This is a genomic window from Acidovorax sp. SRI_002 (genome assembly GCF_057586455.1).
In genome coordinates this window covers 175,539-198,540 of the sequence record NZ_JBYCZW010000010.1, presented here as the reverse complement: position 1 = coordinate 198,540, position 23,002 = coordinate 175,539, and the positions used below count along the sequence as shown (strand labels likewise).

23 protein-coding genes and 2 pseudogenes are annotated in these 23,002 nt (G+C 56.1%); 11 read left to right on the top strand and 14 right to left on the bottom strand.

Annotation, left to right across the window (positions count from 1 at the left end; genetic code table 11):
• The 10 genes from AC2YJX_RS24700 to AC2YJX_RS24655 all read right to left on the bottom strand — a co-directional run bounded on the left by AC2YJX_RS24700 (position 1) and on the right by AC2YJX_RS24655 (position 9,934).
• On the bottom strand, positions 1 to 957 hold the full coding sequence (locus AC2YJX_RS24700; RefSeq protein ID WP_487257561.1) for an acyl-CoA dehydrogenase family protein: 957 nt from the start codon (positions 955 to 957) through the stop codon (positions 1 to 3).
• A complete protein-coding gene (locus tag AC2YJX_RS24695) occupies positions 957 to 2,078 on the bottom strand; it encodes an acyl-CoA dehydrogenase family protein (RefSeq protein WP_487257560.1) in 1,122 nt (373 codons plus the stop codon). Before AC2YJX_RS24695 ends, AC2YJX_RS24700 begins: the two co-directional genes overlap by 1 nt.
• Before the next feature lie 89 nt (positions 2,079 to 2,167).
• Positions 2,168 to 2,470, bottom strand: a complete 303-nt coding sequence (locus tag AC2YJX_RS24690; RefSeq protein WP_487257559.1) for a pentapeptide repeat-containing protein — start codon at positions 2,468 to 2,470, stop codon at positions 2,168 to 2,170.
• 10 nt (positions 2,471 to 2,480) lie between these two features.
• Positions 2,481 to 3,869, bottom strand: coding sequence for an MATE family efflux transporter (locus AC2YJX_RS24685; protein WP_487257558.1), 1,389 nt, complete (start codon positions 3,867 to 3,869; stop codon positions 2,481 to 2,483).
• Positions 3,829 to 4,788, bottom strand: a complete 960-nt coding sequence (locus AC2YJX_RS24680) for a hypothetical protein (protein WP_487257557.1) — start codon at positions 4,786 to 4,788, stop codon at positions 3,829 to 3,831. Before AC2YJX_RS24680 ends, AC2YJX_RS24685 begins: the two co-directional genes overlap by 41 nt.
• A 73-nt stretch (positions 4,789 to 4,861) precedes the next feature.
• On the bottom strand, positions 4,862 to 5,149 hold the full coding sequence (locus AC2YJX_RS24675; protein WP_487257556.1) for an acyl carrier protein: 288 nt from the start codon (positions 5,147 to 5,149) through the stop codon (positions 4,862 to 4,864).
• A 28-nt stretch (positions 5,150 to 5,177) separates the two neighbouring features.
• Positions 5,178 to 6,401 carry an ATP-grasp domain-containing protein gene (locus tag AC2YJX_RS24670; RefSeq protein ID WP_487257555.1) on the bottom strand — a complete coding sequence of 408 codons (1,224 nt, stop codon included), beginning with the start codon at positions 6,399 to 6,401 and terminating at the stop codon, positions 5,178 to 5,180.
• A 7-nt stretch (positions 6,402 to 6,408) separates the two neighbouring features.
• The gene (locus tag AC2YJX_RS24665) at positions 6,409 to 7,314 is read right to left on the bottom strand and encodes a hypothetical protein (protein WP_487257554.1); all 906 of its coding nucleotides are present in this window, start codon (positions 7,312 to 7,314) and stop codon (positions 6,409 to 6,411) included.
• 137 nt (positions 7,315 to 7,451) lie between these two features.
• A complete protein-coding gene (locus tag AC2YJX_RS24660) occupies positions 7,452 to 8,399 on the bottom strand; it encodes a beta-ketoacyl-[acyl-carrier-protein] synthase family protein (RefSeq protein ID WP_487257553.1) in 948 nt (315 codons plus the stop codon).
• A 617-nt stretch (positions 8,400 to 9,016) separates the two neighbouring features.
• Positions 9,017 to 9,934 (bottom strand): 3-oxoacyl-[acyl-carrier-protein] synthase III C-terminal domain-containing protein, encoded by a 918-nt coding sequence (locus AC2YJX_RS24655; protein ID WP_487257552.1) that lies wholly within the window; start codon positions 9,932 to 9,934, stop codon positions 9,017 to 9,019.
• Between the two features lie 391 nt (positions 9,935 to 10,325).
• On the opposite strand from AC2YJX_RS24655, the pseudogene AC2YJX_RS24650 reads away from it, so the two are divergent.
• Positions 10,326 to 11,441: pseudogene (locus AC2YJX_RS24650) on the top strand (IS5 family transposase).
• Positions 11,442 to 11,558: 117 nt separating this feature from the next.
• On the opposite strand, the pseudogene AC2YJX_RS24645 reads toward AC2YJX_RS24650, so the two are convergent.
• Together AC2YJX_RS24645 and AC2YJX_RS24640 are read right to left on the bottom strand one after the other, a co-directional pair.
• A pseudogene (locus tag AC2YJX_RS24645) lies at positions 11,559 to 12,095 on the bottom strand (DUF4158 domain-containing protein); the annotation flags it as partial.
• A 94-nt stretch (positions 12,096 to 12,189) separates the two neighbouring features.
• Positions 12,190 to 12,615, bottom strand: a complete 426-nt coding sequence (locus tag AC2YJX_RS24640; RefSeq protein ID WP_487257575.1) for a recombinase family protein — start codon at positions 12,613 to 12,615, stop codon at positions 12,190 to 12,192.
• A gap of 314 nt (positions 12,616 to 12,929) precedes the next feature.
• On the opposite strand from AC2YJX_RS24640, the gene AC2YJX_RS24635 reads away from it, so the two are divergent.
• From AC2YJX_RS24635 to AC2YJX_RS24590, 10 genes are all read left to right on the top strand, one after another.
• Positions 12,930 to 13,166, top strand: coding sequence for a hypothetical protein (locus AC2YJX_RS24635; protein WP_487257551.1), 237 nt, complete (start codon positions 12,930 to 12,932; stop codon positions 13,164 to 13,166).
• 205 nt (positions 13,167 to 13,371) lie between these two features.
• Entirely contained in the window at positions 13,372 to 13,881 is a 510-nt protein-coding gene (locus AC2YJX_RS24630; protein ID WP_487257550.1) for a hypothetical protein, read from the top strand.
• On the top strand, positions 13,878 to 14,474 hold the full coding sequence (locus AC2YJX_RS24625) for a CDP-archaeol synthase (RefSeq protein ID WP_487257549.1): 597 nt from the start codon (positions 13,878 to 13,880) through the stop codon (positions 14,472 to 14,474). The genes AC2YJX_RS24630 and AC2YJX_RS24625 overlap by 4 nt, the downstream gene beginning before the upstream one ends.
• Complete coding sequence (locus AC2YJX_RS24620) at positions 14,474 to 17,062, top strand: PEP/pyruvate-binding domain-containing protein (protein WP_487257548.1); 2,589 nt, start codon at positions 14,474 to 14,476, stop codon at positions 17,060 to 17,062. Before AC2YJX_RS24625 ends, AC2YJX_RS24620 begins: the two co-directional genes overlap by 1 nt.
• Positions 17,040 to 17,675: a hypothetical protein gene (locus tag AC2YJX_RS24615; protein ID WP_487257547.1), complete on the top strand. Its 636-nt coding sequence runs from the start codon at positions 17,040 to 17,042 to the stop codon at positions 17,673 to 17,675. The genes AC2YJX_RS24620 and AC2YJX_RS24615 overlap by 23 nt, the downstream gene beginning before the upstream one ends.
• 4 nt (positions 17,676 to 17,679) lie before the next feature.
• On the top strand, positions 17,680 to 18,138 hold the full coding sequence (locus tag AC2YJX_RS24610; protein ID WP_487257546.1) for an SAM-dependent methyltransferase: 459 nt from the start codon (positions 17,680 to 17,682) through the stop codon (positions 18,136 to 18,138).
• 21 nt (positions 18,139 to 18,159) lie between these two features.
• Positions 18,160 to 18,402: a methyltransferase domain-containing protein gene (locus AC2YJX_RS24605; RefSeq protein WP_487257545.1), complete on the top strand. Its 243-nt coding sequence runs from the start codon at positions 18,160 to 18,162 to the stop codon at positions 18,400 to 18,402.
• Positions 18,402 to 18,635, top strand: a complete 234-nt coding sequence (locus tag AC2YJX_RS24600; RefSeq protein ID WP_487257544.1) for a hypothetical protein — start codon at positions 18,402 to 18,404, stop codon at positions 18,633 to 18,635. The genes AC2YJX_RS24605 and AC2YJX_RS24600 overlap by 1 nt, the downstream gene beginning before the upstream one ends.
• Positions 18,617 to 19,348 carry a lysophospholipid acyltransferase family protein gene (locus tag AC2YJX_RS24595; RefSeq protein WP_487257543.1) on the top strand — a complete coding sequence of 244 codons (732 nt, stop codon included), beginning with the start codon at positions 18,617 to 18,619 and terminating at the stop codon, positions 19,346 to 19,348. Before AC2YJX_RS24600 ends, AC2YJX_RS24595 begins: the two co-directional genes overlap by 19 nt.
• On the top strand, positions 19,345 to 21,789 hold the full coding sequence (locus AC2YJX_RS24590) for a thioester reductase domain-containing protein (protein ID WP_487257542.1): 2,445 nt from the start codon (positions 19,345 to 19,347) through the stop codon (positions 21,787 to 21,789). Before AC2YJX_RS24595 ends, AC2YJX_RS24590 begins: the two co-directional genes overlap by 4 nt.
• A gap of 276 nt (positions 21,790 to 22,065) precedes the next feature.
• On the opposite strand, the gene AC2YJX_RS24585 is transcribed toward AC2YJX_RS24590, so the two are convergent.
• Both AC2YJX_RS24585 and AC2YJX_RS24580 read right to left on the bottom strand, forming a co-directional pair.
• On the bottom strand, positions 22,066 to 22,563 hold the full coding sequence (locus AC2YJX_RS24585; protein ID WP_487257541.1) for an Lrp/AsnC family transcriptional regulator: 498 nt from the start codon (positions 22,561 to 22,563) through the stop codon (positions 22,066 to 22,068).
• 98 nt (positions 22,564 to 22,661) lie between these two features.
• Positions 22,662 to 22,778, bottom strand: a complete 117-nt coding sequence (locus AC2YJX_RS24580; protein ID WP_487257574.1) for an integrase — start codon at positions 22,776 to 22,778, stop codon at positions 22,662 to 22,664.
• Between the last annotated feature and the right edge of the window lie 224 nt (positions 22,779 to 23,002).

Sequence of the window (23,002 nt, the reverse complement as noted above, 5' to 3'; positions counted from 1 at the left end):
TCAATCAACCCTGTCAACCAGAAAAAATTTCTTTGAATGGCTTAAGAGGCCACATATGCTGTGTACTTGCTCATGAAGTCGCCTGAACGACAATCCTTCGACATACCCATGTGCAGCAGCGACTTGGAGTGCTTCACGAACTACCACTCGCGCCATACTTGAAATCGTGTCAAGGTATTCAAGATGCTGACACCATAGACTGGAAATGCTTAGCTTTTCGCACATAAGCGATAGCAAGGTACTTTGCGTCGCAATTTCAGAAAGCCGTAGGGCAACAGCTTGATGTAAACCTATGGGCTTGCCGGCGGACATCCGGGTCTGCGAATACAGCATAGATTCTTTAGCTGCCGATTGGCAGGCGCCCACTACCAAGCCTGCTAATGTAGAATAATATGCGTTGCAAAGAACTTGCATAGTTGACTTCGATAAATCGAGCGTCTCTAAAGGACTTTTCTTTGAAAAACTGCATATCCGTCCTCCATGAAGGTTCTGGAGCTTAAGCCCCTCAGCCCAACTTCCACGAACCTCATGAGCTTCTGGCTGCCAGGTATAGAGTTGTCCTGCAGACCAATCAATTCCATGTAAAAAGGGTTTGGTGGGCTCGCAGTCAGTAATGAGGTGCCAGATTGCAGGGAAGTTTGGATCTTCGTAGGATTCTAGGAAGGCGACTGGCAAAAGTGAATGACCTACCAAGCCAAATGCAGCATCATGAAGTCCCGCCCAACCGGCTCCAGCATCCACTTGACCAAATTCTTTACCAATATTGAACAGCAAAGCACAGGCATCTGAAGTATTTAGGGTGGATAGCGTACTTCGTACTTCCAGGCCTCGAATACTGGTAGCTCGCTGTTCTACGGAGATCTGCGAGAGCCTCTGGGCAAGCGACTTCGAGTGACTAATCAGTGAAACTAGATCATCAGACGCGGTAATTTCGAATAGATCTGTGTCGCGGAACATCATTTAAGCTCCGAAAAACTTCGCGTAGCCCAGCGAGCAGTCATTATTCTCTGCATATCACCAGTACCTTCCAAAATGTCGAATCCCTTCGCGTCACGGACAAACTTTTCGAAGCGGTTCCCGCGGCATGCTATTTGTAACGGAAAAGTACTCGCAAGCCATTCTGCAATCGTGATTGCCAAGTGGGATGAATATGCTTTTGCCATTGAAGCTTCACCCGATACCGACCTGCCTGAGTCGTAGTTATAGGCTACGCGTAAAAGCAGCAGCCTAGCGGCATCCAGCCGAGCGCGAAATGCCGCTAGCTGTTCCAACGCGGCAGGTTTTTTGAATACCGATATGCCGCATTGGCCTTTTCTAATCAGGCTGAGACTTTCGCTAAGTATTCCAGCACATGACCCAATCATTACGGCAGCAAGCCCTGGTCTCATAAAGTCCCAAGCGCTCTGTGCGCCAGCTAAAGCATCAATAAGAGGCCCTCTATGACCGTTAAATCCCAGCAGCCTATCGGCCGCAACGTGACAGCCTTCAAGTCTCAAAGATGCCAACTTGCTAGCGCGCAAGCCCAGCATGTCTTCACACCGCTCCACACTGAAACCAACATCATCGCGATTTACTAAAAACGCGCGTACGCCAAAACGTCCTTTGGCTGGGTCCAATGTTGCGAAAACCACAAACCACTCAGCGCGATCCCCGTTAGTAATAAAACACTTTTCGCCGGTTAAAACATACTCGCCACCCGATGTTCTAACTGCCGCCGTTTTCATTGCAACCGCATCGGATCCAGCGTGCGGTTCGGTTATAGCAAACGCCCCCCAAGCCGCTTGCTCAGTCAAAAACCGCTGGAAGAATTTCCTCTTCTGAACATCTGTACCAAGTGAATTGACTGGTGGCCCTGACAAACCAGGCCCAGGCATTCCAATGGGCAGGCCTGGACAATGTCTTGCAACGTGTTCAAAGACGGTTACTCTTCGAAGCGCAGTTGCGGTGATTGGAGATCCGCCAAAAGAAACAGGAACGTTGATTCTGTTTAATACACCGCAATTGTAATTTTGCCATACGTCTTTGTTGAGGCTTCCAGATTCGTCCGCTTCCTCTGCGAGCGTTGAAGCGTCGTGCATGAAAGCCTCGAGAGCGCGCCAGTCGTCAGGCGCATCCAGCTGAACTCTGCTGAGCAGAGCCTGTTGTTGCGAGTTCATTTTTCTAACAACTATTTAGTGTTCGGCAGTAAATCCTGTTGTGCTAATTTTTTGTAAACGAGCAACATTGACTGTACTTCGACTCCGTCGATCGTCATGCCGCTGATGTCGCAGTCGCTAATCTCAACATCTATTAGAGAGCAGTGTTGCAAGCGTGCACGATCTAGACGCACTTCCTTAAAACTTGACTGCTCGAAGGTCACATAATTAAAGTTGGAGTCTGCTAGCGAAACTTCGCTAAACCTACTGGTTGACAAATTTGCATCATTTGCATCGATTGCGTTCTGGCAATCGTGAAGTTTAAGTGCTTTCAATCAAAACTCCTTAATTAATGGATAAATTTTGAGGTGGGGCTAGGCTAAATATTTTAAGTGCGGTAAAGCAGTGAGCTGTTAAAACAAGAGCTGCTATGCTAAAACCAAATGCCGTGCCCCACCAAAGACCAACTGCACCCAGATCGAAAACAAATGCCAGAACATACTGGCCTCCGATTCCGCAAAATATGTAACCAATCAACGCCTGAACCAGTAGAGCCCGAGTTAGGCCAATACTTCGTAGTATGGCCGCAGCAATGACAATAACCCCTTCCGCTGCAAGCGCGATGCTCCCGGGAAGCACAAATTGCTTAAGCTTTGTCAACTGAGGCTCTATGAATGCGCTGTTACCCAGTACGAGAGATCCAGCTTCAGCCGCGAAGACGTTTAGAAGCGTAGCCGCCACTAACCCATAGCACACAGCGAATCCCAATGCACCAACGGCGGCTGCATTTCGGTGCATAAAGTTTCCGCGAGCGTTTTCAATTGAAACTGTTTGTGCGGCTGCTTGGGATATGCCAAGGGGGATAATTAAGCCTGCGGCAAGCCACAGCACGACGGCAGAATGCAGTGGCACGGACTCAATCCACCACCGTCCCATAGCTAAAGTGCTGGATAAACGAAACGAGCTGTCCATTAAAACTACGACACCGATAGGCCAGCCATATCGCCAAAATTCGCGCCAAGTAGATTTGACAGTTTCAGCCTGTTGGATTGATGTGGTGGTGCTAAAGGGTCTCTTTATTGATGGGAGACTAAGCCACGCCGCAAAGACCATCAGCCAACTCACAATCGCCATCATCGCCAGGATGGAGCTCACAATGAATATTGAATCCTGACGACTCAGCGCCGCGATCGACTTTCCGCTCAGCCCAGCTACGATGGAACCAATAATCGCAATAGAAGCAATTCGGCCTGACATATGATTTAACGATGCGTGGACTCGGTAAACAACAAATAAAAGTGCTGGTATCGTCCCGATCGCGGTGAAGGGTCCAAACCATTGGACTGCCGCAACTACTTGGCTATTAAAGCCTAGGCCGTTGGCGATCGGACCGGCGAATAGTCCTATCAACCCCGTGACGATTCCCATCAACACTGCGCCCGAAAAACCGGTGTGGATGGTGTGGCAGTAAACGTGTTGGTTTTCTTGGCCGAGCGCCCTACCACCTAAAAAATACAAGACTTGCAAAACGCTCGAGGTGACGACAAAAAAAGCGGTATTTGCAAATGTGACGATCGAGTAGCTTGAGAAGGTATTGGGGCCTTGCGCAGCGACCAAACGAGCAATATATATACTCATAAGTACAGGTGCTAGCATGGTGAGGGAAAGTTTCAGTCCGAGCACGACGATGTCGTTAAGCAATCGTAGCTGTATTGATTTCATCTCTGTTTTCAACCTGTATTTTCCAGATGGATGCGCTGATTGTTCCTGACAAACTAACGTTCCAACTTAGCCACAGCTGTCCATGTAGCATGGTGTTCCATTTGAGTTCAGCCAAAAGGCCTGCCAATAGAGTGGGACCAGCAGCCGCTTGAGGATCGCCGTCAAGTGGATCTATGCAGCGAATCTCGAGCGCATTGTTTATCAAGGTGGTTCGGATGATTGAATCTGCCACTGGATCAATTGAGGCTGACAGCCAACCCCCCAATGCACTGACCTTAAGTTTAGATCGATCGAGTAGATGTTGAATCGTGCGGCATGCGGCACTTACGATCTTGTCGCGTACCTCCGAGATTTGAAAGTTTGGATTCTCAGCGTATATAAAGGCGTCGAATCCTACGCAAACTGTATCGATAAGTTGGAGGCCAGGGTGATTGCCGTATGCAAACTCTAAGGCTGCCGCCCCGTCCGAGAGCGGAATGAAACCCCAACTTCTGGGGTATGGTTGTGGCCACCTCTCCGAAGCGACGAACCAAAAGCGTTCGTCTGCCATCCCACTGGGCATAAGCTGAAGCGCGATGTCAAGGGCCGTACCCTGGGCCTGACTTATGCAAAAGTGTGGTTTTGAGCTGATGCCCACTTGTACTGCAATATTGGCCACGGATGATCTAAATAAATTTTCGTCGACCGAGTTTGTTGCATATACAAGGGTAGAGATTTTCTCCGAGGTCTCATTAGAATTAGGTGCGAGCCGAGCAACTGCTTTCTGAGCAAGCGAAAGTTGCGTTTCCCCGTCTAATAACTGTGCATGTGTGCTGGGGATCGAATCATCAGTCTTACTCCTAGTATAAAAAGCTCTATTCAGCGATGAAAACATTGAGACGCAAGCGTCTTCATAGGTAAATGCGGCTCCATGCGGATCGAGACGTTGCACTCTTGGCTGCCTCGTCCCAAAAGGTGTGCTCACACCGAGCACACATGCTGCATTTACAAGCGTCCAGCCAGGTTCAATTCCTGGCATTTAGCTTGGCTTCAACAAAGCGTTTTAGACTTCCGAAACTCTCGAATACGTCTGCGCTAAGCTCTTCAATATCAAATGAAACACTGTACTCTTGCTCAACTGCTGATAATAGCTCTACAACGTTGAACGACTCTAAACCTAGCTCGTTGAGGCTTGTATTTTCGTTTATGGAGGAGCTTGGTGCTGATGATCCTAAGGCCTTGAGAAGGATTGCTTTTAATTGCTCTCCGAGCTGGTCGTCCTGAACTGAAATAGTATTTGAAGCTGAATTCATGTTTATGACATTAATCTAGAATCTAAGGTTACAGTGGTGCAAGCTCAAGCTCGCTATCAAAACGTGATCTTAAGAGTGAAAGATTTTCATTGAACTCCTCAATATTCCGACCGGAAAATACAAAAAAAGCGATATAGTCGCTACAGTGAGCCGCGCATGATATTAAATCTCCCTGTTCGAACTCTATTCGTTGATATTTGATCCAAGGCTCATTGAAACTCTTCGCTGATGCAATTCGTACGATTTCCGCCGGATTAGCTGTCCGGAATGCAATCATTCCGATTGAATCGGGCGTTATCTTTTTTGGCATTACGTCATCTGCAGTTGCACCAATTGAAAGCATCACAGCTGTTCGGCCAAAGTTCACTCCTGAGTGCGCTTCGTGCATCTGAAGCGCACCTCCGCCGGCAGGGCGCGCCGCGATTTCGCAGAATACAGCTTCCCCTTCCGGCGTGACGAAACACTCTAAGTGAGTGACGCCGTTTTGTAACTCTAGCGCGGAAATGACCGACTTCGAGTAATCTTCGAGTAAATCTCTTAGTGCGCTGGGTCCCAATATCATTCGTGCTAATGGGGCCCCCGTACTAAAGTCGATACATCCTAATCCCGGTAAATAGTGCGCAACTGAAGTGTAGATCACGCTTCCATCGCAGACGGTTGCGTCGACCTGATACATCTCGCCTTGCACAAATTCTTCGGCTTCGAATTCGGCAAGTTTTGTTGCCTTTTCCTCGTACCAAGAACGGAGTTCGTTGTGAGTCCGCACAAAGGTAACGTCAGCAGAGCCGACACCATCAATTGGTTTCAGCACTATATGACGATGACGTTCAAGCAGGGTCTCAACGGCATGTCGTTCGGTACAGCGAGCAAAGTTTGGAACTTTAACGCCCCTGCCTTTTAGTGCTTCTTTCATCGCGATTTTGTCCCGGTAGCGTGGAACTTGCTCTGTGCGTAATCCGGGCAGGTCAAAAACTGAGCGCAAGTGTCCAGCGAATTCCATCAGTCGCTCGTCAATGGTCGCGATAGCGGTAAAAGACTGTTTAGCATGCAGCTCCCGAACAAGCTTCTCGACAGAATCTGTGTCGTGCCATCGTACAGTCAGTACTTCATACGCGGTTTCTTTAAAGCAGTTTGAGATCGCTGCATTTGCTAGAACTGTTACCGGCCCCGGCACGCTATCTAATATTGAACGTCCATTTAGATCAGTGTATGCGTAATCTTGCCCGGCGGCTAAAAATAACAATCTACTCATTTCATTCTCACACAGTTGAATTGGTGTTAGGCATCCAAGTAGTTCCGCTTAATGCGGCACTGGGATAGCAAAGTGCCCTTATAGCGCCTGCGTGGCCCGACTGAGACGCCGTCCAGGCCACGATTCGGAGAGGTGTGTTCTGCCGCTTACTCTCTCTCAGTGCTGCATCAAGTGAGAAAAACAAGGATGCCGATGAATAGTGGACGTCGTTACTTCTGTTACCCTGCAACGTTAGCGGGGAAAGTTCAGGAATGCCCGTCAATATGCTCGCAAGGCTTCGTATCTTTGGATGATAGTTGTCTCCAATCAGAAGCAATCCAGGCTCATCTGTCGCGACCTCGCTTATACAGCCCTTAATATTATCCAGCAAGAAGCTCTGCTGTTCTTCGACTGGGGACTTCCACAACCTTTCATCAAAACCGCTAACCGATGTGCTTATCGCCTCAATGTCGGCGATTGCCGCATTGCCAGGCGGCCCAAAGAGACTGGCGGCCGCGCAGTCCGCATAGGTTACTAAGTCCGGAATATGGCGATAGAATGGGGAAAGCCACTTGTCCCCGGCGACAAGGCAAGTTAGGTTTTTACTAGATTTTCCCAAACTTGGTTCGTTCACTGCTAGCTGCATAAGGGTTGCTATACCCGCAGTACCCATTTGACCAAACGTTCTTGCAATGCGTGCGCCTGGAACGTGTTCGTGACAAACTCGAAGACAGGTTGAGGATAGAATTTGTTGGTCAAGTGTGCATTGCGTGACAAAAACATTCAAAATGTCAGACTTGATGCTTGGTTGCTGCTCTAAAAGAACGCCAACCGCATCAGACAGCAATTGGCTGCAGCGATGAGTTTCGTCTGCCGTGGGCGCGGCGTAGGCAGCGAGCAGATTGGTGGAGTGCGTGGCTATGTCAGGTGGCATTGACACCCGGCCCGCATCAGCCAATAAGTGCCTGTATGCCTCTTTTATTTCAGGCCCTTGACAAGAATCGTGGTTTCTAAGTGGAGCAGTCCACGTTGTCAAAGACTGAATAACGCCAATAGGTTGCATTCTTTATATTAGATGGGCAGAAGGTTGATTGATGCGAATGCGCCGATATTCGAAGTCCCAACTGCTAGTAACTTTCGGCCGAGCTGAAGCTGTGTAAAACCCCGATCAGCTAAGTTCATGGCCAAATCTGCGCAACATGCGTGGCCTTTTAAACCTATGTTGTCATAGAATATTTGGTTTCGTGAAAGATTGAGAGCTGCAGATGCTTCTTCCCACGCTTCCATGTCAGCGTTGGTAGGAAGAATTTCATCGATCGCCGTTAGTGGGATATTGCTTTCGGCAACGTGTGCCTCTAGGTGTCCCACTGTATGTCTGCCAAGGAAGTGACCCATCATTGCTGCCAAGATTGGAGTTGAAGGTCCTTCGTGAAGTTGGGTGTAGCTTTTAAAGCTAAAGTGTCCCAGGATGCATTTCAGATCGTCTCGACCTACCAATATTGCGGATGCTCCATCGCTTTGTATGCACGACGCGCCTCGCAATCTGTACGGGGCCCCACCGAAGACCCTATCGGAGGTCACGATCAGAGCAGTTTTGTCCGACCTATCATTTTGAAGACATTTTACTGCTGAGTCGACTGCTGAGATGACGGATGCACATGCGAGATGAGAAATAGAATAAGCTAGCGAGGGCCTTAGGTTCCAGCGATGACATAGTGTTGTAAGGACAGAACCAGGGGGCGCTGGAATGCTAAACGGCTGAGTGTGTGCATGGATCAAATATCCCACTTTCGCCTGCCAATTTGGTGGCGCGTCTAGGTTTTCTAAGGCATTTTCAATGAGGTCGACATCGGATTCGCCGTTTGCCGCATAGAAGAGGCGGCATCCGTTTTTCTTCAAATTATCAATATCTTTGAGCGGCACTTTCTGCTCGACCGCCCATTGATCTATTTCTATCGCAGCACCTGGAAGAAATGCGGCGGCGCTGGCGATGCCTATCTGATGGGGTCTTGAGTTCATCTATTGGGCTGTTGGCGGCGAGTTGTAGGTAGCACATATTGACGGATACAGTGCTGTGAATTCGCTTGCGGTTATGTCGAAGAGCAGCCTGTCGAAAGTATTCCCGTCGGTCACGTGCCGAGATCTTTGACGCCCCATTGCGCGCATTCCAAGCCGTTGAATCATCTGAATGGAGAGCTCATTGCCATCCACCGCCCACGCGTTTATCACAGTTCGGTTAAATTTCAGGAAACCATCGGCCACAATTGAAAGGAACGCTGCTGGTGTTACGTTCGGCAGTTTTGTCTTGTATGATCCTCTTAGCCCCCAAACTTCTGCACTTCCCATTTCGTTACGATAATCGTTTAGGCAAACAAGGCCCAAATATTCTGTCGATCCGGGTAGTGTGAATAGTCGTGCGTAACACCGCTGCCCAATCAGCATTAACAGTAGCTCGCGCGCACCCATTTCCTGCCGGCCGTTGCCTAAATCTAACCATTTCTTTGTCCGCCTATGCGCTATCCATTCGCTTATCATTTCGGCATGACGTCCTTCAACATGATGCAGATCTACGGCTGGCAGCGAAGTGCCAGGTATCAAACTACCCGACAGCGCCCCATAAGACAAATTAATTGAGTTTAATGACATTTTAGAGAAAATCCACCAAAGGCGCCGCCTACGCCGCTAGTCAGTACCATATGGTATCCCGGCGTGTTCAGCAGGTCCGAGTCTGCGATATTTATCGCGATGTCTGATCCAAAAACGTGCCCTGTTCGTGGAAAGTTGGCTGAGAATAGTTTGTGAGGCGGAATGCGTAAAGCTTTTAACGCTTGGTTCCAGGCCGGCAGGTTCACGTTGTGTGGAAGGATGCTGGTAAAGTCTTCGGGTCTTATACCGGTTTTCTTCGCAATGTTTCGAATTAACGTGATTAGGGCCCATAGGTAATTCGGATCGTTTTCATATTCGCCGCTCGGCAGAATGCCTTGCGTTGGCTTGGCGTGGTTATAAGTATGAATCGCTGCGACAGGGCTTCCACGTCCGCGTTGTAACATAATTGCCGATGCGCCATCCGACTGGATTCCAGCGTCGCCGATAGGCCGTAGCGCTTCGCGATTTAGTGTGTCGGCGCAGAGAATTACCGCAGCGTGTATCTCCGGTCGGCTTTGGAACAATACGTTCGCTGTATATAGCGCATGTACTGATGAGACGCACTGTTGCTGGCCTATCGAAAAGCCAAGCGCCCTATTCGCTCCGATGCGATGCTTGATTTCGCCGACAAACGAAAGTGGTGCGGGCAACGTATTTGTTGGCGAAGTATGGCACACGATCAGAAGATCAATTGCTGAGGGTTTCAGATCGGCTTGTTTTAGTAATGACGAAACGGCTAGGCTGGCCAAGTCCAGTTGGCTAGTTTCCTGAGAGCGCCATACGTTCAAAGATCCGTTGCGTCGGAGAGCATCAGCAAGCCCCTCGGTTTGTTGATGACTTTCGCACCACGCATATATTGTTTCTCTGATGTCTCCCAAGGCATAGGCCGTTGTCGTCAGGCCGAACATGATGCCTTGTCATGCCATACCTTCCTAGAGAGCGTATGGTTGTTCCTATTGGCCAAGCCTGACTTAGATCCCTCGCTAAAAATCAGTGCACGCATATTACTTATATCTTTTAGCTCTATCATTTCGATGCCGGTGAATATTTCAACTTACAGGCGATTGCATGGCAGACCGATTGACTGCTAAATTCTGCCCGAGACAACACATGATCGCTATCAAAGTTCCTTGACCATCGTAATTTTTTTGTAATCGATTGAAACGTTTAGTTTGTGTTGATAAAATATGCTATGAAGCACTGGGAGCTGGGCTAAGGCGGCTTTGACCGCATCGTCCAGTACTTCCGGGAACCTCCAAAAACCTCCCCCAGCCCGAGACCACCCCTGGCGACGCGACAATCACCGCATGCAAACCCAAAGCGCCAACGCGCAGCGCCATCAAGCTGGATCTCTTCGCCGATGCTGCGCGCAAGCAAGAGATCGAGACCTTGGGCGATCCGCTGCAGGTCATTGCCCCGTACATCGACTTTGACCACCTCACGCAGGTCATTGATGAACTGCTGCCCAGAGGGGATGCTAAGCGGGGCGGGCGCCCGCCGTACCCCACTGCGGTCATGGTGCGCATCCTGGTCTTGACGTTTCTCTACAACCTCAGCGACGAGCAGATGGCGTACCAACTGCTCGATCGCATGAGCTACCAGCGCTTTTGCCTGCTCGCCGACAGCGCCAACGGTCCTGATCGAAACACCCTGTGGCACTACCAGCAGCGCCTGGGCGTCGAGGGCGTGACGGCTCTGTTTCGAACGGTAGACGCCCAACTGTTGCAGCGCGGCTACGTTGCACGGTGCGGTCAGATCATCGACGCCACCTTGGTGCTCGCACCCATCCAGCACTTCACCAAAGAAGACAGGGCTCAGCTGGAGCAGGCAATATCCCTGCCGACTGGAACGAGGCCAAGCGGAGGCAGAAATACCTGGATGCCACCCACACCAAGAAACACGGCAAGGGCTGCCACGGTTACAAGCTGAACAACAGTGTGGACGTCTAACACAAGTTAATCCGCAAGATCACCCCCGGCACGGCCAGCGAGCACGACAGCACGCATTTTGATGAAGTGCTCGATGAGCACACCAGCAGCCGCGATGCCTATGCCGACAGGGGGCTTCCCCAGCGCCCAGCGCAGCCAGATGCTCAAGGCCCTCGGCTATCGAGCGCACATCCAGCGCAAGGCCAAGGCGGGCCAAGCTCTGAGCGAATGCCAAAAGGGGTGCAAGAAGTGCATAGCCAAGACCCGAGCCCCGGTGGAGCACCCGTGTGCGCAGATGCGCCACATGCGGGGCAAGCTCATTCGTACCATTGGTCAGGCCCGCGCTACAGCGGCGATGACCATGATGGCGGCCTGCTACAACATCAACCGCTTGGCCAAGTTCCTGGATGACGGGGTGGATGTGTTCTACAAGTACAAGGGCATGCCATCAAAGACCGAGGTGCGCCAGCAAAGGGCCGGTGCGTAGGAAATGGGGGCAGAAATGCCCTCAAAGAGGCGAATTTGCCGAAAAAATGGGCAGGCCTGCCGGTCTCAAGAGGCTTGCCTAGGGGCGGCGTTGAAAACAGGGCTTTTAGAGGTTCCCTTTCGCCAGCACTCCGCCCAATCGCCGACGCTCGGTTGACCGTATTTTGCTGATCAGCGCTTGCAGGGTGGTATAGCCGGGCCGGATGATTTTGTGCTTGTTGAGCCAAACGATCAGCTCGGTGGCCATGAATCCCGGCGTCATGTCGGGCCGCGCGGTCGTGTGGCTTGCTCCCCTAGCCGGAGCAAGAAGTCTGCCGCCCACAGTTGTTATGCAAAAAGTCGGCGATTCGCTCGCGTTGCGTGTAATGCTCATTTTTAGGGAGAGGTTTGCGCTCGAACGCCTCACCATGGAAATAGCGGCTCAGCACAAAGGCGCACTCGTCCTCGAACTTGCTTCAGTCTAAGCGTAAGAATACATTTTTTGGCCTTGAAGTAGCCAATCTTCAAGAGGTAGTAGATCTGCGGGCAGGCCGGGACGGCTGCTGGCGAGCGCCAGTTCTACTTCCATCAATGCCAAGCACTCCAGTCGCTGCGCATCGTCGAAGTCCAACAGGCCATACAGGGCTTTCTGCTCGGCGTCGGACAGGACAGCCAGTCAGTCGTTTGCTCGTCATCGTTGCGAGATTGGCGCCAGACCAACCGATTCGAGCGAGCGTTTCGATCAACGTGGTGGGCTTGACGCCGTAGTTTCAGCATAGAACCGCCTTGGGCATGCCGCCCTTCAATGCATCGATAGTCGTGTCCAATTTCTCTCCGGAAATCGCGGGCGGTCGACCGCCAAGCCGACCGCGCCGCTTGGCTGCGGCCCGGCCCGCGACAACGCACTCGCGGATGAGTGCGCGCTCATCTTGCGCAAGTGCACCGAACAAGTGAAGCAATGATTCGCCTGATGCCGTTGTGGTATCCATACCTTCGGTGAGTGAACGGATGGCGACCTGCAGTTCCCGCAATGTATTGACGATGGTGTGCAAGTGCGGCAGCGAGCGGCCGAGCCGATCCAGTTTCCAGACAACGAGGACATCGCGAAGTTGCACGAACTCCAGCGCATTGGTCAGCTCAGGGCGATGATCCTTGGCGTCGGACGCGTGATCCTCGAATGAATGGCGAACATCAATGCCCGCCGTCGGCAGCGCGTCGCGTCGCAGATTCGTGGTCTGCCGATCGGCAGTCGGAAGATACGCGCAGGCAGCCGATCAACATGTAGATGGGCGATTCTACGAGCCATATACTAACTACTAACGAAGTACACCTAGGCGCCACCAAGAGCACGGAATCCGCACCGTCACATATACTGGCAAATATCGTGCGAGAGCGTGCAACACTCCTCATCAACTTTAGCTTTCGTGCACGCCTGACGGTGCAAGTTGTTGTTGAAAGCCACGTTTCAGCTCCCGGAGCAACCTATGTGCTCACCGCGACAACTTCATCAATGACCACTGCCGACACCGCAACCGATGCTACCGAAACCACACTCGCGCCATCCAATGCGCGCGGACTGATGTACTTCGTGCTAGCGATCGCGCTAACCGGCATCGGTTTGCTGCTCTCCGGGCAGGGCGACGCGCGGACTTGGATTGTCGGCCAGATCATGCTCGCGCCGGCGTTTGTCCTCTGTTTTGTCTTGTTGCATGAATGCGGCCACCGCACCTTGTTCGCCAGCGCTTAGATGACCCGAGCCGCAGCGATCGTGTCAGCCTTCATGGCGCTGGTTCCGCCGACCAGTTTGCGTCATGTGCATGCCGACCATCACACCCGGATCGGGTGGCAAGACCGCGACCTAACCACCATGGCATTGGTGCTGCGCCGGCTGGCGCTGGGAACGATGGATAATCAATGGTGCTTGGCGCAGCGGCTGGCCTTTGTTCTCCGTCATGTACCGTTTACAAAATTACTGGGACACAGCGCGCCTGGCGCGCTATTTCAACCCGGCGGCTATGCGCCGAATCCGCCTCGAAAACGCCGCCTTCCTGCTGGCCTATTGCACACTGCTTGCATGGCTCGGCTCCGGCGTTGTTTTGCGACTGGGTGGCGTCGGCTTGTTGCTGGCGCTGGCATGTGAGGACTTGCTTCTGCTTAGCCAGCACACCCACATGCCGAGCCGGCTCGCCGGAGTGGAGCGCGTCGCCCCGTTTTCCGGACTTCAGCAGCAGGACAGCACGCGTTCGCTACGCTTGCCCGCTTGGCTGTCGTGGCTGTTGCTGCGTATCGGCGCGCTTGAATTGCATCATATGCATGTGCGCGTTCCCGGATACCGTTTGCGGGCCTTCCACCAAACGACGCCGAACGAAGTCCACTGCGGGACTTGGCTATGTGCCGTTAAGCGCCTGTCGGGCGTCGATTCCCTATTCGGTGCTCGCGAGCGTACCGGGATGATGCTATGAACGCGCAGCCGATGCCGCCCGCGTTGGCCTGCGCCGTTTTCGTTTCGCTGGCGCTGTCCGTTGCGGGCATCGCCCATGTCACATGGTTGCGCAGTTCATGGTCGCGCCGCTATGCGGTACCGCTGGACGGCGGCGTTACTTGGCGCGGCCGATCCATCTTCGGCGCCAACAAGACCTGGCGCGGGCTGATGGTGATGCCGCTGGCCGCTGCGCTGGCCTTCGGGTTGGCCGCGCTCCTGCGCGATTTTTTGCCCACTTGGTTGGCAGCCGGCATCTGGATCCGTCCGGCTCCCCAGCTTGCCTTGGTGGGCCTACTGTGCGGCTTGGCATTCATGCTCGCAGAATTGCCCAACTCCTTTCTCAAGCGCCAGTTCGGGATCAATCCCGGGCAGGCGGCGCGCCACCCACTGCTGCGCGCCTGGTGCCTTTTGATCGACCGTATCGATTCGACTATGGGCGCCCTGATCGCGCTGAACTTGCTGTTGCCGTTACCTGTAATGGCTTGGGTCTGGGTACCGCTATTCGGTATCAGCCTGCATTGGGCGTTTAGCTACGCGATGTACTTGTTGAAACTGAAGCCGAGGCCATCGTGATGCCGGCGATTGCCCTTGCCGGCCTGATTCCTCTGGCGGACGCTCACGATGCCAGCGTGCATGGAGGCAAAGCCGCCTCCTTGGCGCGCATGCTGGCCCATGGATTTCGGGTGCCGGCCGGCGTGGTCGTCACAGACGAGCTGTTTCAGTCCCACCTGCGGCAAATCGAATCGGATGACGCGCAGCAAATTGGCGCACAGATTTGCTCCCGCCCGCTCGCGCCCGCGTTGCGCGTTGCACTCGGTGCGTGTGTCGACGGCGCCGCCTTGTATGCAGTGCGCAGCTCGGCCGTCGGCGAGGATTCGGCGAGCCATTCGTGGGCAGGACAGCTCGATACCGTGCTCGGGGTGGCCGATGGCGGCATGCTGGAAGATGCGCTGCGCACCGTGTGGGCATCGGCTTGGTCCGCTCGCAGTTTGGCGTACCAAGCGCGCCGGCAAGTCCGGTTGACCCGAATGGGTGTGATCGTCCAGCGCCAAGTCAACGCCCGCCATGCCGGCGTATTGTTTACCCATGCGCCAGCCGGCTGCGGCGAACTGCCGGTGATGCTGGTCGAGTACTGCGCTGGCTTGGGCGACTCGTTGGTGTCGGGCGCGATCGACCCAGCTCGGGTCATGGTCGCGCGCGACGGCGGCGCCATCGTCGAGCATGTCATGCCGGACGATGCGCCCACACCTTTGAGCGTACATGAAATCAACAATCTCGCGAGCCAGGCTGCGAGCCTGGAGACCCTGTTCGGCTGTCCGCTTGATATCGAATGGGCTATCGACCAAGCCGGTGAACTGTGGCTGTTGCAGGCTCGTCCGATCAGCACTCCTGTGGCAGCGACCAACGATGGGCGTGGCGCGCTTTGGAGCAACGCCAATATTGCAGAGAACTTTCCAGAGCCAGTGTCGCCACTGCTGTATTCGGTGGTGCGCGCCGGATACACTGCTTACTTCCGCAATCTGGGACTGGGCTTCGGCATCTCGCCGACCCGCATCGCGGCGATGCAACCGGTGCTGGAGAATCTGGTAGGTGTGCACGGTGGCCGTCTATACTACAAACTGAGCAATATTCACGCTTTGCTGCAACTGGCTCCGGCGGGCCTGTGGTTGGCGCGCGCCTTCAATACCTTCGTCGGGGCCGCCGAGGTTCCCGCGCCGCGCCATCCGTTGCCCGACCAAAGATGGCTCGACCGTGTCGCTGAAGCGGTCCGTATCCCATTTAAGACAGCCTGGCAATATCTGCACGTCCAGTCACGCGTGGCCCGTTTCGAGCGCAACGTCACCCAATTTTGCGAGCGCACACGTCGGCCCACGCTGGCCCACATGACGCCGGCGGCCCTAGTCGAGGCGCTGGACGGCTTCTTGGAAATACGCCTGCGCCGCTGGAACGACGCCGCACTGGCCGATACCGGTGCCATGGTCTGCTATGCCTTGCTGCAACGCACCTTGCGCATGGCTTGGCCGCAAGCCGGCGAGAGCGTGCACAACAATCTCTTGGTCGGGTTGCCCGGGCTTGCCAGCCATGAGCCTGTGGAGCGGTTGTGGGACTTGTCGCGCATAGTACGCGCCGATGCCAGCCTGTACCGGCTGTTCGAGCACGCAGATGTGGCGACGATCGAAGCTACTCTGGCCATCGACCCCAAATTGGCCTCATTTCGTGCCCAGTTCGACGATTACCTGGAGCGGTGGGGCTTTCGCAGTTCCGGCGAGCTGATGCTGACCTATCCGAGCGCGGAAGAAAACCCGCGCCAAGCGCTGAACCTGCTCAAGACCTACGTCGACCTGGACTCCGATTCTCCGGCGCAGCTGTTGGCGCGCCAGGTGAACGCGCGCCTGACAGCGACCCGCGCCGCTTGCCTGCATCTGAGCCCGTTGGCCTTAGTACGTGCCTTGCCGCTCGTTGGGCGCGCAGGGCGCTTTCGATTGCTGCTGGCAGCCACGCAAGGCGCGATTGGCCTGCGCGAACGGGTCCGCATGCAACAGGCGCGCCTGTATGTGCATTTGCGCTACATCGTGCTCGCTTGCGGGCGTCATCTTGTCGCGTGCGGGCACCTTGATGCGCCCGAGGATGCGTTCATGTTGAGCATGGACGAATTAAAGGACCTGCTGGCGGGACAATCGATGTTTCCCTACTCGGCTGGCCAGTGGGTGCGCCAGCGAAGCGAGGCACACGCGCAATTGGCGCGTATGAGCCCACCCGACAGCTTCTCCTTGGCCGAAGGCGCTTACCTGGCATATAGCGTCGCCCCGTCCGCGTCGGGCACTGGACCGTCTGAGGGCGAGCCGCTGCAAGGCACGGGCGCTTGCGGCGGGCGCATCAGCGCAACCGCCGCTGTACTGGCCGACGCGACCGAAGTGGGGCTAATGCGCGAAGGCGATATCGTCGTGACCCGCCAGACCGACCCCGGCTGGGCCTGCGTCTTTTTCCTGGCGCGCGGCCTCGTGGTCGAGCGCGGCGGCATGTTGTCGCATGGCGCGATTATCGCGCGCGAATTTGGCATTCCGGCGGTCGTGGGCGTACGCGCCGCCACCACTCGCATACGCAGCGGCGACCGCTTGATACTCGATGGAGACCGCGGTGTCGTCCAGATCCTGGCCTGAAGACTTACGAGCTTGGCTGGCCACGCGCCTGCTGCGCACTCGCATCGTGGTTCTGTGGCTGGCCCTGTCGGGCAGCATGCTGGCGGTGGCGCCCTGGCGCGGTCCGGCACGTACGGCGACCGGCGCGTTGCTGGTCGCGTTGTTAATTGCTCAGTTCCGGCTATGGGATGACTTGGCCGATCGCTCATACGATGCTCACCATCACACGCAGCGGGTGTTGACTACGAGCGCACACGGCACTCACTTCGGCCTGCTTTGCGTGGGCGTTGCGCTTCCGGTCCTGGGGCTGTTGTTGACTTTGGGCGAGCCCGGTCGGCCGGTCGCCTACATGCTGCTGTGTGCGGCCGTGGCGTGTTTGTACCTGGCCAGCCCGGCTTGGCCGCGTTTGCTGCGTGCGCAGCTAGTGTTGCTCAAGTACCCGTTCTGCGTCTGGCTGGCGGCATCCGGACTCTCGCTCGCGGCCGGTATGGCCTTGTGGCTGGCGCTTGCGGCGTACGAACTTCTCACCGATAAGGCACTACAGACCGGAAAATACTGGCGTGCATTGGCTGCGATCGAATGCCTTTCCTTGTTTGCGCTGGCTGCGCGCGGTGTCGCTCTTTTTACCTATTGACCCCATGAACCTTGCCGACATGCCCACGACCGACGCTTTCGAGTCGTGCACCTGCTACCTGTGCGGTGTGGAGGCGGCCGATCCGCTGGTGATCGGCAAGGATGACCTGACCGGCAAACCGGGCCGCTTTACATTCGTGCAGTGTCGGCAATACGGACTGGCGTATCAATGTCCGCGTCTGACGTTGGAATGGGCCAAATGCTATTACGGTGATGAATACATCGCCCACCGCAAGAAGACCGACTGGGGTTGGCTCACGCCGTTCTACGAACGCGCGATGCGCAAGCACGATCTGGTCAAGCTGGCCACTACTGACCGCGCCGCGCGGCTCTCGCCCGGACAGGCTATGCTCGATATCGGCTGTGGTGCAGGCACCTTCCTGCTCGAACTTACAGAGCGCGACCAGGTAGCCGCCACCGGGGTCGATTTCAAAGACCTGTCCCATTTGCCGGCGGTTCAGTAGATCGACTTTCGCTGTGGTTTCTTGGCCGAGCAAACCTTGCTCGAGCGTGGTTACTCGCTCATCACCATGTGGCATTTCCTCGAACACGATTACAACCCGAATGCGACCCTGGCCCGCTGCCGCGACTTACTGGGAGCCGATGTCCGACTGGTGATCGAGGTGCCGCGTCTGCACAGCCTCAGCTATCAGCCGTATCGCGAGCACTGGCCGGGGCTGCAAGCGCACCAGCATCCGCGCTCTACAGCCGCTCAAGCTTGTTGGTAATGGCGAAAAAGCATGGCCTGGTGGTGGAGGAACATCTGCCGTGGGGCGCGTTCCCATCCTATTTCTATCTGTTTGCCGGGTTTGCCTTCAAGCTGCTGCGCGGACGCGGGCTCAACCTCGACCGCGCGATCCTGCCGTACTTCCTGGGCCAGATCTTGCTGTCCCCGGTGCTCCTATTCGAGAGCCGCCTCAATCGGGCGATGCAAACCATCATATGTCGCCGCGCGCCGTAACCATTCAGCTCGTGTTTGTGCTGCGCGCGGTCGTCACGCTGCTGTTGATCACTGCCTGCGCGTTGAGGATGCTGCTGGTCGCGTGCCTGACCGGCTTCGCGCTGCGCCGTTACCACAGCGAGCGCATTCTTGTGCCCATGGGTCAGCTGGTGCTGAGGCTGTGGGGCATTCGTTTGCGAGTGCACCGGCCACTTCCATTTCCGGCCGGGCAAGCCGTCTACATTGCCAACCATACCTCGACATTGGACATGTTCGTGCTGATCGCGCTCGGCATGCTGAATACGCGCTTCTTCCTCAGCGGATATCTGCGCAAGTTGGTCCCGCTGGGCATCATCGGCTATCTGACCGGGATATTCTGGACCATGCTACAAACGCTCCCGGAACAGCGCCGCAGTGGTGAGTCGGTGTTCCTCAGTCCCGAAGGGGCGCGCATCTCGAACGGGCAGATGGGCCATTTCAACAAGGGCGCTTTTCATCTGGCAACCAGCCTACAGGCGCCGATGGTGCCACTGTTCATCGTGATTCCTGCCACTATCGATCCAAGGCTCGGTTTTCATGCCCGTGCCATCGAGATCGACATCTATGTACGAGCGCCGACCTCGACCAGTGACTGGCGTATCGACGACCTTACGGAAAAATCCAGCTCACGTGCGCAATTTGTATGTGCACTGGAACACTGCCTTTCGCAACAGCCGAGAATAGGAATGCCGTGAACACATTGCAGGATTCGCAAATGATATTGGATGCGCAATTGAGCGCCGACATCTATCCGGCATCGGCGCCGGCGTTGTCGATACGCCGCGTGTTTGTGACCGGCGCCACGGGCTTTCTTGGCGCGCAAGTGCTCGGCGAATTGCTACGCGCGACCGACTGGCACATCGTTTGCTTGGTACGCGCGGACGACCACGCCCATGCCGAGCGGCGCATGGCCGACGCAGTGCGCCGCGCCCGCCTGAGCGAGGCGGAAACGCAGGCGGCGAGGGGGCGCGTAAGCTGCATGCGCGGCAATGTCGCCGAGCCGAATTACGGTTTGAGCGAGGCGCGGTTCGACGCGCTGGCCGCCGACGTCGATGCAGTGATCCATGGCGCGGCAGAAGTGAGCTGGATAAAGCCCTATATGCGCCTGCGTGGCAGCCATGTGAGCGGCACGCTCAACGCGATCCGGCTTGCCTGCCGGTTGCGTGGCAAGGCGTTGTATGTGGTGTCGACGCTGGCCGTGTGCTATGTGCCGAACGGACCGGATGCTGTCGATGAGAGCACTGACATGGCGCCGTACGTGGGCAGCATGTCACTCGGGTACGCCCAGGCAAAATGTGTCGCCGAATCCCTGTTGCGCGCTGCTGCAGCGCGCGGACTGGCCGTGGGCATACTTCGCTCGGGCCTAATCTGCGGCCACAGCCGGAGCGGCGAATCGAACCAGCAAGACTTGATTTCGCGGGCGATACGCGGCAGTACCCAGAGCAATATCGCCGCCGATATCGACTGGCAAATTGATTGCGTGCCGGTCGATACGGCCGCGCAGGTACTGTGCGCGATGGCCACTTCCGGGTTCGTACACGGTGCCGCGCCGGGCGTGGTGCGCGTCTTGCATTTGCAGCACGATGCGCCGCGCAGCTGGCGCGAGCTGGTTCTGTCGCTACGCCTGCGTGGCTATCCGCTGCAACTGGTGCCGCTGGACGACTGGCTTGCACAGGTGGAAAACATGGGCAAGCACGACGCATCCGACCTGCGCGTGTTGCGTCCATTTTTCCTGGCGCGGCCGCAGAGTCTAGGCGGGCGCCGCCAGCTCGAATTGTTCCTGGAGCCGACCCGTAGCCGCATCCATTCACGTGCGTCTCAACAATGGTTGGAGCAACAAGTCATCACGATACCGAGGCTGGACGCGCGCTTGCTCAATCGCTACTTCGCCAATTATTTGGAGACCGCCTTCCTGCCGCCGAGCGAGCTGCCAGCTGTGGCTGAACCGGGCACGGCGCGACTGCACGCCATGCTGGAGGGGACGCTGCGCGCCGCGCCCGGCCAGGCAGGCTTGAAGCTGAACAACTTCAGTGCTACGCCGATGGGCGGCGACACCAGCATCCTGAGCGAGCTGGCGGCCATCCGCAGCGGCGGGCGCACCGGCCTGTGGCACTGTCAGGGAGATTTGGAGACAGCCTCGGGCGCGGGCGCGACGATTCTGAACGCTGTGCTCAAGCTCAAGCCCGCCGACGGCGAACAGGATGCGCTGATGCTCGCCACCGCAGCGCTGTGCAGCGCCGACCTGGCGCTTGCGTTCGGCGAACATTTACACCGCATGCCATACCAACGCTCGGTGGCGCGCGAGCGCGCCATCGGACTGATGCACGACGCGCGCATCGCGCGCCACATGCCAGCCACACTCGCCATCTTGCCCGATGCGCAAGACGGCATCAGCGGCATGCTGTACGCCTACCTGCACGACGCGCAACTCTCGGACGAGCACACGCATAGTGTGCCGTGGAGCGCGGCACGTCTCGATGCGGCGGTACGCGGCCTGGGCGACATCCATGCAGTATGGCTGGGGCGAGAGCAGGAATTGCTGGCAACTGGCTGGATTGCCTACCAGGCTTGCGGACCCGACTTACTGGCGATGCAGTCACTCTGGCGCGCGCTGGCCGAGTATGTGGGCGGGCGCCTCGCGCAGCTGTTGGGGCGCGACACTGGAAGCGCGCAGCTTGGGTGGATCGACAGCATGGCGCAATGGCTGCCGACTACATTCGACATGCCACGTACCCTGATACACCACGATTTCAATCCCCGGAACCTAGCGTTTTGGTCGACCGCGGGCGGGTTAGAACTGTGCGCCTACGACTGGGAGCTGGCCACGGTAGGGCTGCCCCAATACGATCTTGCCGAATTGTTGTGCCACGTGCTGCCAGAACAGGAAAAGGGACCGATTGCCGCAGGTGCAATGGAAGAGCATCGGCTGGCCTTGCAGGCAGCATCGGGGCAGCAACTGTGCCCGACAGAATGGCGCGCGGGGATGGCGATTGCCTTGCGCTGCTTCATCATCTGCCGCTTGCCAATGTACCTGATCATCAACCGCTTCCGGCCACAATCGTTTTTGCTTCGGGTGGTGCGCAATGCTTGGTGGCTGACCGATTGGCTCGAAAACGGTGTGGGCTGTAACCAATAAAAGGCTACTGTTGATTTCGGCGGTTTCCACCGATAAAATGCCGCCCCGGGGTACGCTTTCGCAGAGGTCACACCGGGTGCTTGCTTTCGGTGGATGAACGCAATGACATTCAGCGTCTGGTGCGAGGCCCTTTGGCTGGAGTCTGCGTACCACGCGCATGATCAACAACATGCGCGTGTTAGTTTCGAACTCGCGCGGCGCTTTAGCTGCTGCCAATGAACGGCGTTAAGGCAGCGGGTGCCGCCCCAATATTTCATAAAGCCGGGCTCAACCGACCTACGGGCTACCGTCTGCCAGTGCAACGTCCAGCGGCACGCGCAGCCCGGTCTTCAAGCTGGCCAGCGCGACCGATGCTCTGAACCGCTTGATGTTGTCATCCCCCTCAAACAACCGCCGCGTCAGCGCGTCATAGTCGTCCATCGACGCCACGGTGACCACCAGAAGATAGTCGGCCTCGCCCGCCACGCTGTAGCACTGCTGCACGGCGTCTTCGCCGGCAATGCGCGCGCGCAGCGGGGCGGTGCGGTCGGCGCGCTCGTTTTCCAGGTGCACCTCCAGCACGATGGTCAGCGGTTTGCCCACTTTCACCGGGTCCAGCACGGCTACGTTGGCGCGGATCACGCCGCTGTCTTTCAGCCGCTGAATGCGCCGCTGCACAGCGGGTGCCGACAGGTTGACTGCCTGCGCAATCACACGCTGCGGCGTGATGTTGTCGGTCTGCAGGATGTCCAGGATGGCGATATCAAAGCGGTCGAGTGCTGGGATGGATGGCATGGGGCGCCTTGTGATCGTGAGCGAAAGTTGCACTCAGGCCCTGAAATTAGAGCAAAAGGCACACGTGGGCGTTTGTCCGCGAACCTCAATGCGGACACTCAATGCCCCGGGCAGAGGGCATCCAGCGGGGTTGCCGTCCCGCCCACCGCCACCTTCCGCGCATGGGTATATATCATCGCTGTCGAAACTTCTAAATGCCCCAACAACTCTTGCACGGTTCGGATCTCGGTGCCTGCTTTCAGCAAATGAGAGGCGCAGGGTGTGAACGGAAACCGGTTTGCAAATTCGCGCCAGCGGTATCACTTTCTTCAGCGCTCGCTGCACGCGGTATTCACACAACTGGTGGCGCCGCTCTACGCCGCTTCGCGGATCGAAGGACAGCGTGGGTGACGGAAACATCCAGAACCAAGCCCACGAATATCCTACCTTGGGGCATTAT